General features: G+C 71.2%; 13 protein-coding genes. 3 read left to right on the top strand and 10 right to left on the bottom strand.

Annotation, left to right across the window (positions count from 1 at the left end):
- Positions 1-18 precede the first annotated feature (18 nt).
- The gene (locus tag FPZ41_RS06540) at positions 19-615 is read left to right on the top strand and encodes a class I SAM-dependent methyltransferase (protein ID WP_152860004.1); all 597 of its coding nucleotides are present in this window, start codon (positions 19-21) and stop codon (positions 613-615) included.
- 21 nt (positions 616-636) lie between these two features.
- Here the strand turns inward: FPZ41_RS06540 and FPZ41_RS06535 are convergent, their stop codons facing one another.
- Both FPZ41_RS06535 and FPZ41_RS06530 read right to left on the bottom strand, forming a co-directional pair.
- The gene (locus tag FPZ41_RS06535; RefSeq protein ID WP_152860002.1) at positions 637-1185 is read right to left on the bottom strand and encodes a DUF402 domain-containing protein; all 549 of its coding nucleotides are present in this window, start codon (positions 1183-1185) and stop codon (positions 637-639) included.
- On the bottom strand, positions 1166-2086 hold the full coding sequence (locus tag FPZ41_RS06530; RefSeq protein ID WP_152860000.1) for a GNAT family N-acetyltransferase: 921 nt from the start codon (positions 2084-2086) through the stop codon (positions 1166-1168). The genes FPZ41_RS06535 and FPZ41_RS06530 overlap by 20 nt, the downstream gene beginning before the upstream one ends.
- Before the next feature lie 95 nt (positions 2087-2181).
- Between FPZ41_RS06530 and FPZ41_RS06525 the strand changes: the two genes are divergently transcribed.
- Positions 2182-2550 (top strand): GntR family transcriptional regulator, encoded by a 369-nt coding sequence (locus FPZ41_RS06525; RefSeq protein WP_322619891.1) that lies wholly within the window; start codon positions 2182-2184, stop codon positions 2548-2550.
- A 144-nt stretch (positions 2551-2694) separates the two neighbouring features.
- Here the strand turns inward: FPZ41_RS06525 and FPZ41_RS06520 are convergent, their stop codons facing one another.
- Positions 2695-3468: a DUF72 domain-containing protein gene (locus FPZ41_RS06520; RefSeq protein WP_152859998.1), complete on the bottom strand. Its 774-nt coding sequence runs from the start codon at positions 3466-3468 to the stop codon at positions 2695-2697.
- Between the two features lie 15 nt (positions 3469-3483).
- Positions 3484-4578 (bottom strand): DUF5925 domain-containing protein, encoded by a 1095-nt coding sequence (locus tag FPZ41_RS06515; protein WP_152859996.1) that lies wholly within the window; start codon positions 4576-4578, stop codon positions 3484-3486.
- 213 nt (positions 4579-4791) lie between these two features.
- On the opposite strand from FPZ41_RS06515, the gene FPZ41_RS06510 reads away from it, so the two are divergent.
- A complete protein-coding gene (locus tag FPZ41_RS06510; RefSeq protein WP_152859994.1) occupies positions 4792-6213 on the top strand; it encodes a GH39 family glycosyl hydrolase in 1422 nt (473 codons plus the stop codon).
- A gap of 76 nt (positions 6214-6289) precedes the next feature.
- On the opposite strand, the gene FPZ41_RS06505 is transcribed toward FPZ41_RS06510, so the two are convergent.
- The 6 genes from FPZ41_RS06505 to FPZ41_RS06480 form a co-directional block, all read right to left on the bottom strand.
- On the bottom strand, positions 6290-10075 hold the full coding sequence (locus FPZ41_RS06505; RefSeq protein WP_322619890.1) for a lipopolysaccharide biosynthesis protein: 3786 nt from the start codon (positions 10073-10075) through the stop codon (positions 6290-6292).
- Positions 10068-10865: a polysaccharide deacetylase family protein gene (locus FPZ41_RS06500; RefSeq protein ID WP_152859992.1), complete on the bottom strand. Its 798-nt coding sequence runs from the start codon at positions 10863-10865 to the stop codon at positions 10068-10070. Before FPZ41_RS06500 ends, FPZ41_RS06505 begins: the two co-directional genes overlap by 8 nt.
- Complete coding sequence (locus FPZ41_RS06495; RefSeq protein ID WP_152859990.1) at positions 10858-11877, bottom strand: glycosyltransferase; 1020 nt, start codon at positions 11875-11877, stop codon at positions 10858-10860. Before FPZ41_RS06495 ends, FPZ41_RS06500 begins: the two co-directional genes overlap by 8 nt.
- Positions 11874-12701, bottom strand: a complete 828-nt coding sequence (locus tag FPZ41_RS06490; protein ID WP_152859988.1) for a glycosyltransferase family 2 protein — start codon at positions 12699-12701, stop codon at positions 11874-11876. Before FPZ41_RS06490 ends, FPZ41_RS06495 begins: the two co-directional genes overlap by 4 nt.
- Before the next feature lie 339 nt (positions 12702-13040).
- Positions 13041-14162, bottom strand: coding sequence for a GNAT family N-acetyltransferase (locus FPZ41_RS06485; protein WP_322619889.1), 1122 nt, complete (start codon positions 14160-14162; stop codon positions 13041-13043).
- A 19-nt stretch (positions 14163-14181) separates the two neighbouring features.
- A partial coding sequence (locus tag FPZ41_RS06480; RefSeq protein WP_228022527.1) for a hypothetical protein occupies positions 14182-14553 on the bottom strand: 372 nt, incomplete at its 5' end.

The raw sequence follows: 14553 nt of genomic DNA, 5'->3' as shown, positions 1-14553 counted from the left end.
GGGTGTCACCCTGACGGAATGACTGCGAACCATGACGTCGACTGGGACACCGAGGCCGTCACCTTCGACGACGAGCCGGACCATGGCCTGCGCGACCCCGAGGTGAGGCAGGCCTGGGCGGACCGGCTGGCCGCCTGGCTGCCCGCGCGGCCGGCCGACGTGCTGGACCTCGGCTGCGGGACGGGCAGCCTGTCGCTCCTCGCCGCCGAGCGGGGGCATCGGGTGACGGGTGTCGATCTCTCGCAGGCGATGGTCGACCGGGCCCGTACGAAGCTCGCCGGCCGGGCCGCGGTGTTCCTCGTCGGGGACGCGGCGACGCCCCCGGTGGGGGAGGAGCGGTTCGATGTCGTACTCGTCCGCCATGTGCTGTGGACGCTGCCGGACCCGGAGCGAGCGCTGAGGGGATGGTCTGCGTTGCTGCGTCCCGGAGGGCGGCTGGTGCTGATCGAGGGGGTGTGGGGGACGGTCAGCCCGGTCGGCATATCGGCGGAGCGGCTGACCGGGTTGCTCGCGCCCCTCGCGGAGGACGTGCGGGTGGAACGGCTCTCGGACGACGCCCGGCTGTGGGGGCGGGAGGTGGAGGACGAGCGGTACGCGGTGATCGCCCGCCCCTGACCGTCCACCACACGCGTGCGTTCAGCCGAGGAGTGCCTCGAAGCCGCCCTCGCGGGCCAGGGCTTCCAGCTCGTCGAGGGCGGCCACGGCGGCGGAGGCGGCCTCGGGGTCCGTCCGAGCCAGACCGCTCGCCGCGAACTCGTCCTCGTCCAGGCGCAGTACGGCGCTGCCGTCCGCGGAGCGCCACAGGTCCAGGTCGAGGTCCTCGACGACGAGTTCGGTACCGGACGGGGTGGCCGAGACGGTGGCCGGGCGCGTGATGTCGCAGTACCAGCCCTTGACGGTGCCCGCGCCGTCGCGTACCTCCTTCACCGCGTACCACCGGTCGCGCCAGTAACGTTCGACGAAGACGTCGCCTGGTTCGAACCGTACGAAGCCGAAGTCCCGGACGCCCTCGCCCGCCCAGGGGGCGCGTACGGTGACGCGGGTGCCGTCGTCGTGGAGGAGCTCGGCGGGGTAGCGGATCTTCGTACGCCCGGCCTTGACGAGAACGACCTCCAGGGCGACGTTCACGACGACTTCCCGAGCGACGTCCGAACGGTCCGTGGGGTCAGCCGAGTTCGCGGACATAGCGCACCTCCGTCGCGCAGACCTCGTAGCCGAGCCACTTGTTGATCGCCAGCATGGGTCCGTTGGACGCGTCGTTGCCGGTGAACGCCTCCGTGCAGCCCGCCGCGCGGGCGCGGTGCAGGGAGGCGTTCTTGGCGAGCTTGGCCAGGCCCCGGCCGCGGAAGGCACGTGCCGTGCCCGTCATCGCTGTGAAGTAGCGGCCCTGGCCGTCGGTGCGGGCCGCGGTGAACGCGGCGGGGGTGGCGTCCACCACGGCCACCGTCGTCAGCTCGTGGTCCAGGAGCGGGTGGTGCCAGGTGTTGCCGAGCCACTGCTCGTAGTCGTCGAGCTCCGCGTCGATGTCGCCGGGCTCGTCCGCCGTCGTCTCCGCGTCCAGGGCGAACAGCGGGCGCGGGTCGTCGGCGAAGTCCGCGGCTGCGCGCAGTTCGACACCGGACGGTGGCACGGCCGGCGGCGGAAGGGGGCCGTCGGCCAGGTCCAGACGGAGGAAGCGGGACGAGCGGCTCGCGCGGTAATCCCGCCGCTCGGCGAAGGCACGGTTGTCCGCGGTGTCCAGCACCCAGCAGAACAGCGCCGTCGCGCCGAGCGCGGTGAGCCGCTCCTCGGCGGTGCGGGCGAGCAGGGCGCCCGCGCCACGGTGGACGCGCTCCGGGTGCACGTACACGTTCAGGTAGCCCTGGCCCGGCACCGGGCTGTCGTGGGCCATACCCGAGTCGGCCGTGCCGATCACCTCGCCGTCCTCCTCGGCGACGAGCAGCCCGTAGTGGGCGTCGGGGTGCATGCGGGTGACGTCGTGGAGGACGGACTCTGCAGTGGAGATCAGAACGGGAAGGGCCTGGCGCCGCACCTGGGCGAGTGCCGCGGCGTCCTCGGGGCGGAACTCGCGCACGATCACAGTCATGGAGTCGCACGCTACGGGGCGAGCACGGGTGGGTGCCTCCGATTTTCCGGCGGGTACGGGGCGATCGTTCCGGGCGGGTACGGGACAATCGGTCCGTGACCTTGAAGATCCGTATCACCGAGGGGACCGCGCCCTACGAGCAGGTACGCGCGCAGATCTCCGAGCAGGCCCGTTCCGGGACGTTGCCGGTCGGCTACCGGCTGCCCACCGTGCGGGGGCTCGCCGAGCAGCTCGGGCTGGCCGCCAACACCGTGGCCAAGGCCTACCGCGCCCTGGAGACGGACGGGGTGATCGAGACGCGGGGGCGCAACGGAACGTTTGTGGCTGCCGCCGGATCAGCAGCGGAACGGGCCGCCGCGGCGGAGGCCCAGGTGTATGCGGAGCGGGTGCGGCGGTTGGGGTTGAGTGAGTCCGATGCGTTGGGGGCTGTGCGGGATGCCCTGCGGGCGGCTTACGAGGGGTAGGGGTTCTGTTGAGTTTGATGCGGTGGGGCGGCCAAGAGCTCGGGGCTGTTGGTTGTTGGCCGGGTGCGGGTTGGTTGTGGCTGGTCGCGCCCACGCGGCGGAGCCGCATATCGATGCAGCCCCGCGCCCCTTTGGGGCGTGCCGTTACCGCCCGGCCCTGGAAGGAACCGAGACCCTCGTGACCCTTAGGCCCGCTTTGTTTGCTGCGGATGCGAATACCCTCGCGTCCTCCACCGCCGCCCCGTTCGGGTCGTTGTTGAAGTACGTGTATACGTCGTCGTCGGGGGACCAGGTCGTTGCGACTCGGTCGACCCATGTCTCCAGGGACCGGCGGCCGTAGCGGGGCCACTGCTGGGCGCGGCCCTCGTGGAAGCGGACGTAGCCCCAGTCGGTGGTCCGCCACAGCGGGGTCATTGGCTGGGCGCGTACGTCGGCCCAGCACAGGGCGGCGCCCCGTTTCTCCAGAGCCCTGCGTACTTCGGGCGTCCACCAGGAGTCGTGGCGGGGCTCCACCGCGATGCGGGTCCCGGAGGGGAAGCAGGCCAGACAGGCGTTCAGCAGGCCGGGGTCGGCGCGCAGTGTGGGTGGTAGCTGGAGGAGGACCGGGCCCAGGCGGTCGCCGAGCCCGGTGGCGTGGCTCATCAGCCGGTGCACCGGTTCCTCGGGGTCCTTCAGCCGCTTGATGTGGGTGAGGAAGCGGCTCGCCTTGACGGCGACGACGAAGTCCCGCGGGGTGCGGTCCCGCCAGGCCTCGAAGTTCTCCCGGGACGGCAGCCGGTAGAAGGCGTTGTTGAGCTCGACCGTGGCGAACCGTGCCGCGTACTCCTCCAGCCAGAGCCGCGTGGGCACCCCGGCCGGGTACAGGACCTCGCGCCAGTCCTTGTACTGCCACCCCGACGTGCCGACGAACAGGGTCATACCTCCATCAAAGCACTACAGGTACAGCCCCGCGTCCGCCCCCGCCCGCGGCTCCGGCAACGCCGTCGGGGACGTCCCCCGGCGCAGCGCGTACAGCTCCGCCAAGGTCGCCCCGTCGCGGCCCACCCCCTCCTCGCTGCCCAGCCAGCTCACCGCCTCCCGGCGGGTCAGCGGGCCGACCTCGATGCGGGCGAGACAGCGGCCGGGGCGGACCACGGCCGGATGGAGGCGCTCCAGGTCCTCGTTGGTGGTGACGCCCACCAGGACGTTGCGGCCCTGGCCCAGCAGGCCGTCCGTGAGGTTGAGCAGACGGGACAGCGCCTGGCCCGCCGTGTGCTTCGCCTCACCGCGGATCAGCTCGTCGCAGTCCTCCAGGAGCAGCAGGCGCCAGCGGCCCTTGCCCGCCGCGTCCTCCTCGCCGATCGCGATGTCCATCAGATAGCCCACGTCGGAGAACAGCCGCTCGGGGTCGAGGACGCAGTCCACCTGGCACCAGTCCCGCCACGAGCGGGCCAGGGTGCGCAGCGCCGATGTCTTGCCCGTGCCCGGCGGGCCGTGCAGCAGCAGGAGCCGGCCGGCGATGTCCTCCGGAGTCGTCTTCATCAGGTGGTCCATCGCGTCCGCCACCGGCGCGGTGTAGTTCGGGCGGACCTCCTCCCAGGTGCCCGCGGAGATCTGTCGCGTCGTACGGTGCGGGCCGCGCCTCGGCGACACGTACCAGAAGCCCATCGTCACGTTCTCCGGCTGTGGCTCCGGCTCGTCCGCCGCGCCCTCAGTGGCCTGGCCGAGTACCTTCTCCGCCAGCTCGGCGCTGGTCGCCGTGACCGTGACGTCCGCGCCCCGGTTCCAGCGGGAGACCAGCAGCGTCCAGCCGTCGCCCTCCGCGAGGATCGCGCTGCGGTCGTCGTCCCGCGCCGAGCGCAGCACACGGGCGACGGGCGGCAGCAGCGTCGCCCCGGAACGCACCCGGTCGATGTTCGCCGCGTGCGAGTACGGCTGCTCGCCCGTCGCGAAGCGGCCGAGGAACAGCGCGTCGACGACGTCCGAGGGTGAGTCGCTGTCGTCGACGTTGAGCCGGACCGGCAGAGCGTCGTATGGGTTCGGGGACATGCCGCCATGATCCGGCACGGGGGCGGCCCGTGCACCTGGTTTCGCCCGTGTGCCGGTCGTGTCGGCTCCGCCGCCCGACGTTCCGCCGGCGGCGGGCCGAACTCCCGGAACGGGCCCGGCCGTACTTGCCGATATGTACGGGCCGTCCTGTTACCGGGCTGTCGCATGACGGGATCTGTCCCCCCGACAGCCCCGCCGTTACTGTTGTCCCCGATGGGACGTCATGGGTGGAATTCGGGGGCGCGGTGGTGGCGGCTCACCGCTCTGCTTGGTGTGGGCGCGGCCGCTCTGGCCCTGGTACTGACCCTGATCAACACACTGCCCGGGGACGGTGGAAGCACCGCCGGGACCTCGCGCGACGGCGACAAGGTGCACGGCACGCCGGCCGTCCCGCCCAAGGACCTCGGACCGGACGTCGGCTGGGGCTTCACGCACACCCAGTTCAGCGCCGACGAGGGCAGCGGCAAAGCCACCGGGCGGGTCGAAGGGCTGCTGTCGAAGACCGCGATGCCGCAGATCCAGCACATCATGGGCTGGGGCGCGGGCAACCCCGAACCCGTCAAGGGGCGGTACGACTTCGAGGACATGGACCGCCGCATCGACTTCGTCCGCGCCTCCGGCGGCGTCCCGGTCGTCACCCTGTGCTGCGCCCCGGACTGGATGAAGGGCGGCAAGTCCGGCGCCGACAACACGAACTGGAGCCAGGACGCGCTGGAGACCGCCCCCGATCCGGAGCACTTCGAGGACTACGCGGGGCTCGCCGCGACCGTCGCCAAGCGGTACCCGGACGTACGGCACTTCATCGTCTGGAACGAGTTCAAGGGCTTCTGGAACAACGCCGAGGCCCGCTGGGACTACGAGGGCTACACCAAGCTGTACAACCTCGTCTACAAGGCCCTGAAGAAGGTCGACGAGGACATCATGGTCGGCGGCCCCTACCTGGTCATGGACAGCTTCGACCCACGCCAGGAGTACGGCGTGTCGCGGTCCCTGAGGGGTCCCTGGGGCGCCATGGACCAGCGCCCCCTCGACGCCTTCGACTACTGGAACAAGAACAAGGTGGGCGCCGACTTCGTCGTCGTGGACGGCTCCAGCTACACCGAGGACGACGAGATGCTGCCCGACGAGTTCCAGGCCACCGACAAGCTGACCGCCGTCAGCCGCTGGGTGCGCGAACGGATCGGTGACCTGCCGCTGTGGTGGGCCGAGTACTACGTCGAGCCGGGCGACGCGAACGACGAGCGGGAAGGCTGGTCCGAGACGCGGCGCTCCGCCGTTCACGCGGCCGGGTTGATCGCCATGGCCCGTGGTGGGGCCACTTCCGGTTTCTACTGGAATCCGGAGAACGAGAAGGGGCCCGACTGCGCCGGGTGCCTGTGGTCTCCGACCGATACGAGTGACGGCGGGCGGGCCTTGCCCATGCTGGGCCTGCTGTCCCGGTTCAGCAAGGAGTTTCCGCCGGGTACGACGTACGAGTCGGTGTCCGTGGCCGACGACGACAAGCCCAATGTGCGGGTGCTTGCTGATGACAAGGCCGTTCTTGTGGTGAACACGCTGGATCGGTCGATCAGTGCGGAGGTTGATGGGCGGCGGTTCGAGATGGGGGCGTATGAGGTGAAGTGGTTGCGGCGTTGAGCGTCCGCGTCTGCCTGGATCGGTTGGTTGGCGGCTGCGGGTTGTGTGTAGTTGCTCGCGCAGTTACCCGCGCCCCTTATGGGGCGCCCCCCATCGTCAGGAACCGCTGCACCAGCGAAGCCAGCAACACCGCCAGCAGCGGTAGCGAGAACCAGAAGCTGCTCTGCAGCCACTGGAGCTGACGGACGCTCGGGTGCATCGCCACCCGTACGATCTCCCGCGCCGTCAGGAGCAGGATCAGCGCTGCCGCCGCCAAACCGCCCACGACCGACCATGGTGTCCAGGTCACCTGGGGACCGATCGGGCCCGGGTCGGCCTTCGGGGCACTGCCCTCCGGCTGATCGCGGAGTGTGTACATCGTGACGTCCGCGTTGGTGAACGCCCTCTTCAGGTCCTTGCGGGCGTCGAGGTTCCTCAGGAGGCGGGTTTCCCAGGTGGCCGAGTAGCCGGCGTCCAACTGGAGGTAGGTCACCTGACTGCGGTTGATCATCAGGTACGAGTTCGGGCCCGCGTCCTTGAGCGACTTGGCCAGACCCGACACCAGCACCGGGTCGGGCGGCGCGAGCGTGGGCAGGTACTCGACCTTCTCCATGTCCCGTGCGCCCCACGGCATCGCGGGCGTCACGTCGTTCACCGTGTCGGTGCTCAGCCACAGCAGCCGTACGGACGGGTCGTCGTGGGCGTACACGTACTCCATGGCCGCGACCTCGCCCGTGCGGGTCCGTTCGAACGGCTCGTTGCCCCACCGGGCCACCAGGAAGCCGCCGATGAGGACGAGTCCGGCCATCAGTGCGGCCAGCGGGGCGAGGCTCACCTTGTCCTTGTCGCGTTCCTCGGCCGTCACGCCGGTGCGCGGGAAGAGGGCGAGCCCGGCGAGCAGGGCCGCTCCCGGCAGGGCGAACATGAAGACGCGCAGGGCCATTTCGCCGCCGTACGACTGCATGCCGAAGCCCAGGAACGGGACGAAGGTCAGCACGAGCAAGGAGCGCTCGCGGTACTTGTGGTCGCGGCGGCGCCACCAGCCGTAGCAGGCCATCGCCATCACCGAGCCGGCGAGCGCCACGCGTGCGTACAGCACGAGTTTGTGAGTCGAGCTGCCCTCACCGATCCGGCCGGAGACGGAGGACGTGACGTTTCCGCCGACTCCGCCGACTCCGCCGAAGAGCTCGTCGAAGTGGCCCGACCAGTACGGCTCCGCGAGGAAGCCCACCCATACCGTCACCAGGACCGCGAAGAGGATGGGCAGGCCACGGAGTTCGGAGCGGCCGATCAGGACCAGGGCCGCGAGCACGCCCAGCATCACGAACGGCGTCAGCTGGTGGGCCGGGACCGTGGCCGCGTACAGCGCGATCAGGATCATGAGCAGCACCGCACGGCGGTGGCGGTCGGCCGGCTCCACCTCCGCCTCGCCGGGGCGCACCCTGCCCCACAGCATGCGCGGCGCGCGGAACCACACGAGCAGGATCGCCACGAAGACGAGGTACAGGAGGTACGTGAAGCCCTGAGGGGAGAAGTAGTCCTGGCCGACCCAGCTGCTCAGCACGAAGATCCAGATGCCGGTCCACTTGGCGCGCCAGCCTGCCCGCATCGAGCGCGTCAGCAGGAACATTGGCGCCAGATAGAGCAGTTGCATGGTCAGCGGCCACCAGCGGATCACCTCGGTGAAGTCGCCGACCCCGCAGGCCTTCGCCACGAACGCGGCCGCCGCGAAGAAGCCGGGCCAGCTCCAGCGTGCGTCCAGGTCGGGGACCGCGGATCCGGTGCGGTCGATGTAGTCGATGAAGCCGAGATGCTGCCAGGCCGTCGCGAACCGCGGTTCGGTCTCGATCACCGCCGGCAGTGCGTGCAGCGACACCACCGTCGCCAGCAGCGTGACCAGCAGCAGTCCCTTGTGTTCCCGGCCCGCCCACAGCAGCGAGCCGAAGACGACGGCCAGCAGTCCGGCGCCGGCCAGCGTCGGCATCGGCAGCACGGAGATCAGGCCGAGTCCGCCCATCCCGTCCAGCACCGCGTCGTCGAGCCGCAGCGCGGGCACCCAGTACAGCAGCAGCGCGGACAGCAGCAGACAGCCCAGCAGCGTCCCGGACCTGGTGGGCCGCGGCAACCTCGCGCGAAGGGACGGGGGAGAGGGCTCGGCGACCTTCCGTGCGGGCGCGGCGATCCGTCGCACAGGCAGGGCCCCGATCTCCGGCCGTACGGACGGCACCGGCCGTGCTTCCGGCTCCTCCTGGACCTCCCGCTCGCCCGGCGGGCCCGTCCGCTGCTCCGGCAGTGGGATACCGAGCGCCCAGGTCGGCCGGTGATCCCGCCGTACGGCGGGTGTGCCCGTCGGCGGGGTGCCCGGGCCCGGGCGGACGTCCGGGCGGCGTTCCTGGTGGTCGAAGTCGACGTGGATGCCGAGCGCGAGCGTGTCCGAGTCCAGCGGGCGTGCCCAGGCGGAGCCGGGCCTTTTGGCGACGGCGCCCAGGTCGGCGAGGTCGCCGTCCGGCGGGACGTCCTCGGGCACCGGGTCGGACGGCGCCGTGCGCAGGATGCGGTACAGCCTCGGCGCGGCGATCAGCACGATCACCGCGAGGCTGGAGATCTCCGCGACGCCCGCGCCGACCAGGCCCATACGGGGCAGGAGCAGCAGCGTCAAACCGAGGACGAGGACGCACAGCAGGCCCTGCAGCCAGGCGAGTCCGGCGGTACGGCTCTGGGCGCGCAGCACCGCGAAGTACGTCTCCATGACGACACGCAGCAGCGCTCCCACGGCGAACCAGCGCAGCAGCGGTGTCGCCGCCTCCGCATAGCCCGCGCCGAACACACCGAGGATCCAGGGCGCCCCCACGAACAGCACCCCGCACACCGGCAGCATGATCCGCGCCATCCGCTTCAGGGCCGCCCGGGTGTTCGCGGCGAGCCGCCCCGGATCGTGCGAGCCCTCGACGGTCAGGGAGGCGCCCATGTTGATGGCGAGCAGGTTGACCGTGCCGCCGATCGTGGTGGTGATGTAGAAGTACGCGTTGTCGGCGGAGCTGACCTGCGCCGCGATGATCACCGGGACGAGGTAGACGACGGCGAGCGAGAACAGCGAGCCCGTGTAGTCGCCCGCCAGGAAGCGGCCGATCTCCTTCAGGGACGGCGGACGCGCACGGTCCTCGGTCGCCTTCACATGCCGCGGCACCAGGCGCCGGAACACCAGCCAGCCCAGCGGCAGCACGGACACCGCGATGGCCGCCACCCAGGACACGAACACACCCGTCGCGGGGATCGCGGCGGCGAAGACGACCAGCAGCACCAGCTTGACCGCCGAGAACACGGTGTTGCCCACCGGCACCCAGACCGCGCTGCGCAGCCCGGTCAGCACCCCGTCCTGGAGCGTGAGCAGCGACCAGGCCACCACCGCGAGGACGAAGCCCAGCCCGTTCAGGGGGCCGTGCAGGAAGCGGTACGAGGGCCCCCACATGTCCAGCGTCAGCAGGAACATCATCGCGGCCAGTGCCACGGCCACCGAACTGCCCGCGTACGTACGGAAGATGAGCCGCCCCGTGCCCTGGCCCGCGATCGGGATGAAGCGGGCCAGGGCACCCGTCAGGGTCAGCGCGGCGAGCCCCGCGAGGAACTTCATCGCGGCGATCGCGGCGGAGCCCTGGCCGACGGACGACTCGGAGTAGTAGCGGGCGGCGGCGAGCCAGAAACCGAGCCCCAGCACGGCGGAGATACCCGTGTTGAGCATCAGGGCGTAGGCATTCCGGAACAACTGGTTGCCGCCCGCCCCCTTGCCCATTCCGGGCAGCCGCATCCGGCGGCCGGACTCCCCCTCGGGCGCACCGGTCCCGGTGGCGGCGTCGGCCTGGGCTGTGGTGGTCGTTTCAGACACGGGAACGGACGGCCTTCCGGACCTGTCGTGCTCTGCGGACCATGGCGTACCCCTTGGTGAGGGCACGGTCCCTGGCGAAGGTGCGGGCGATCGCGCGGCCCTCGACGAGCCGCTCGAACTCCTCGATGCCCGTGCTGCGCCGCACGGTGACACGGCGCAGCGCGTACGGCCCCTGCGCGCGCCGCGCGAGCCCGTTGCCCACGGCGAGCGCCTGCGCGAACCCGGTCTCGCGGACCGCCCGGCGGACCCGGCGGCTGGAGTAGCCGTACGGGTAGGCGAACGAGACGGGGACCGTGCCCAGTTCACCGGCGACGATCTCGTAGCAGCGGGCCAGCTCGAACCGGAGCTCGTCGTCGTCGAGCATGTCGAGCTGCGGATGCGTGTGGCTGTGCCCGCCGATCTCCACGCCCGCGTCGGCGAGGTCGCGCACCTGCTGGAAGTCGAGCATCGTGTCGAGGGCGCCCCCGGTGTCGTACGCGCCCCTGAGCCAGCCCGTGGAGACGAACAGCGTCGCCGCGAAGCCGTGCTCGGCGAGGACGGGCAGACCGTGCCGGTGCACGCCTTCGTACCCGTCGTCGAAGGTGACGAGGACGGGACGGGCGGGCAGGGGGCGGCCCGTGCGCCAGCTCGCCCCCAGCTCGGCCGTACTCACCGGAGTGAAGCCCCGGTCCCCGAGCAGCGCCATCTGCTCGGCGAACGCCTCGGGGGCGACGGACAGGGCGCGCGTCGCGTCGCCCGGCGCGGCCGCGACCGCGTGGTACATGAGGATCGGCACGGGTTCGTCAGTCATGTCTCGGCCCCCCGGGTTCCCGCAGTCGCCCCTCGAACTCCCCCACCGGAGCCACCGAGAACTCCGCCTCGCCCCGGCGCGCCCGGACGCTGCCGACCGCGTACCCGCCGGCCGCCGTCAGCACTCCGGCGACGATCGCACCCGCGCGCCCCGCACCGCCCGGACGGGCCAGCAGCGCGTCGCGCAGTCCGCGGGCCACCCCGGCGGGCAGCACGCGGGTCGCGTACCGGCGCTCCGACTCCAGGCCCTTGTCCGCGCCGACGCTCTGGGCCACCAGCGCCTTCGACAGGCCCTCGGCGTAGGTGCGCGTGCGGAAGTAGCGGAAGTGCTCGCGCGCCTCGGGCACCCGGTGGTGGATCACCGCGCGGTCGTCCAGCAGCAGCACCGCGTCGGGTCGGGCACGGGTGAGCCGGATGCACAGCTCGGTTTCCTCGCAGCCGAGCGGCCGCTTGTCGCCGTCGCGGCCGATGCCGGTCGCGAAGCCGCCGGCCGCGTCGAAGGCGGTACGGCGGAACGAGGCGTTGCCGCCGAGCACGTTGCGCACCCGGGCCCGTCCCCGGGGCAGGCCCCGGTAGGCGCAGCCCACCACCCAGTCGAACTCCTCGGGGAACCAGGCCGGGCGGCGGCCGGACGCCCAGACGGGCACCGTCCGGCCGCCCACGGCCATGACCCGCGGGTCCGCGTACCCGTCGGCGAAGTACCGCAGCCAGTGGCGCTCGGCCACGGCGTCGTCGTCGAGGAACGCGACGATCTCGCCGGACGAGGCGGCGATCCCGGTGTTGCGGCCGGCGGACAGACCGCGGGGGCCCGCGTTGGCGAGCACCCGCACCTCCCCGGTGTCCTTGTACTCTTTCGCCAGCCGGTCCAGGAGCGCCTCGTTGTGGTCGACGACCAGGAGGGTCTCCAGAGCCGGCCGGGACTGTGCGCGCACCGAGGCGACCGCCGCGAGGATGTCCTCCCAGCGGTCCTCGGTGTACACGCAGATGACGACCGAGACACGCGGCTCGCTCAAGACGCCTCTCCCCGGCCGGCGGTGAGCACGGGGGAGTGCGAACGGCGGCGCAGCGCACGCCGGTTGGAGCGCTCGTTGAGGATCACCCTGAGGACCCGCAGTCCGTCGCGCACGGCCCGCAGGTTGCTCGCGCCGTGGATGCGCAGATACTCGTGGCTGGGAATCTCCTGCACCTTCAGGCCCGCCTTGACCACCCGGATGTTCATCAGGGTCTCGACCTCGAAGCCGGTGCAGTCGAGTTCGATCTCGTCGAGGCAGTGCCGCCAGAACGCGTTGTAGCCGTAGCACAGGTCGGTGTAGCGGGCGCCGAACTTGCGGTTGACGACCGCGCACAGCGCCCGGTTGCCGAGCTTGCGGATCGGTGTCATGTCGTCCGTGCCGCCGCCGTTGGCGAACCGCGAGCCCTTGGCGAAGTCGGCCCCGGACACCAGTGCCGACACGTACGACACGATCTCGTGGCCGTCGGCCGAGCCGTCCGCGTCGATCATCACGATGATGTCGCCGGTGCACGCCTCGAACCCGGTGATCAGGGCATCCCCCTTGCCCTTCCCGTGCTGCGGCACGACCTTCACGTCCGGCCACAGCTCGCGGGCCACCTCGACGGTGTTGTCGGTGGAGTTGCCGTCGACGAGGACCACCTCGTGGATCCAGGCCGGCAGCGTCTTGAAGACGTACGGAAGGTTCTCCGCCTCGTTCATGGCGGGGATCACCACGCTCACCGGCGGCGCGATGGCCAGGTGGGTGGAGATCGGCCGGTACTTGCCGGCCTCCTGTGCATGCTCGCCCGTGTCGTCGGGTATGGCCGGGCGCAGAACTGAGCTCATGAGTCTGGTCCCTCTCGTCCGGCGGACCGCCCGCCCCTGGGCGGCCCGGCTCTTGATCCGGTTCGAAAGGGGGGTTTGTTTCTCACTCGGGCATGACGAACTGGCTCTCCGTGCACGCCGTGTGAGCTGGCAAAGCTGGCCGACTGCCGAAAAGTGGCAGCCGGTCGCGCGGCACGGCTCGGTGACAAGTGCGGTCACCGAGCACGGCACCCCCCTACCGCGCCCCGCGCCGGGCCATCGCGGGCCCCTCCCCTGGAGCCGCTGGATGATGGACCGATGCGGGTGGATGTACGACGGTATTGATGATTGAGCCCGTATGGCAAGACCTGAAACGAGCTCTCACATTTTTGTTGTTGTGTCCGATAACTGACCCCTCGAGCGGATTTTGCCCATCCGTTTGAGCAGTCTGTCGGCCGGCTCGAACAGTTCCGGCCGGGCGACCACCGTGTTCCGCAGCGCCCGGACCGGAGCTCGGCGAGCCCGGTGTCCGAAGGCCACGGGATGACGGCGGGTCACCCACCCCTCGGACACGGCGATCTCCCGTGTCTTCAGGGAATCCTTGTACTGCTTCTGGCCCCGGCCCAGGTCCAGGTACGCGACACCGTCGGCGGCGGCCTCCTCGGCCATGTGCAGATGCAGCAGCAGACCCGGGGAGAACCTCCCGTACGCCGGGTCGTACGCAGGGAACCAGTCGGTCAGCACCCGCTCGGAACGCAGTCCGAAATGTGCGGCGATCGGCTTGCCGTCCGCGTACAGCACGGACAGGTTCCCCGTGAACGACTCGGAGCGGGTGTGGAAGAGGCGGCGTACCAGCCGGCTGATCCAGGGGTGCGCGAAGCGGTCCATCCGGCCGGTCCTGCGGTACTGCGCGGACTTCCAGGCCATCAGGGTGCGCAGGGCGGCCGGGTCACGCTCGTCGTGCACGTAGCGGACCTCGCCCGCCGCCCGGCCCAGCCGGCGTTCCTTGGCGAGAGTCGACCGGACGAACTTCGGTGACCTGGCGCGCAGCCGGGCCAGATACGCCTCGTAGCCGCCCTCCAGATCCATGACCGGGGACGGGAAGGTGCCGGTGGCGTGGGCCCCGAAGGGCGCCTGGCCCTGTGCCAGATGGTCGAACTCCCACACCGCGAGCCCGCAGGCCCGCATCAGCTCCCGGGCGTCCCAGACGAAGCCGGGCCGGTGCACCAGGCCCTGACAGTCCGACAGGCCGAGTCCGATGGCCCGCCCGACGCCGAGGGCGGTCCGCTGGAACGGGAAGAACGCGGCGGCGTCCCCGTTCTCCCGTACCACCGCGATCCGCACCCCGCGCCGGCAACTGCCCACCGCCAGGGTGAACTCCGGGGACAGGAACGGGTTCGCCAGCTCGGGCGAGCCGTGGAGATGGGCCTTCGACTGCAGGGCCGTCCAGGCGGCCCGGTCGGCGGCGGTGAGTTCGCCCGGGCGGTACACGCTGATGTCCACGTCAGAAGGTCCGTCTTCTTCAGGAGGTCCGTCTTCTTCTCTCCGCACGGCCGCGCAGGCGCCGTACCAGAACCAGCAGGAGGACGAGCGAGCTGATGGCGGCCACAGCCGCGATACCGCCACGGACCGACCACGAGTGGGTCGCCAGCATCCCCTGTGCGACGAGGAGGTTCAGCGCGACCGCGCCCGCGATCGACGCCACGGCGCGGCCGAACGGGTCCAGCCCGCGCAGCGCGGCCCCGATGGCGGCTCCGGGTGCCGCGAGGAGGAAGAACAGCGTGAACGGGCCGCGCAGGGGTGAGTCCGCGTCGGCGAACGCGAGCAGAGCACCGGCCGCCGCGACGACGGCGGCCACACCCGCGAGCAGCGGCCCCAGGTCCCTCCCCGGACC

Origin of the sequence: Streptomyces acidicola, from assembly GCF_009377235.1 — a bacterium.
Classification (GTDB): Bacteria; Actinomycetota; Actinomycetes; order Streptomycetales; family Streptomycetaceae; genus Streptomyces; species Streptomyces acidicola.
Note: the sequence above shows the minus strand (reverse complement) of the source record. Positions and strands in the feature narration are given on the sequence as shown.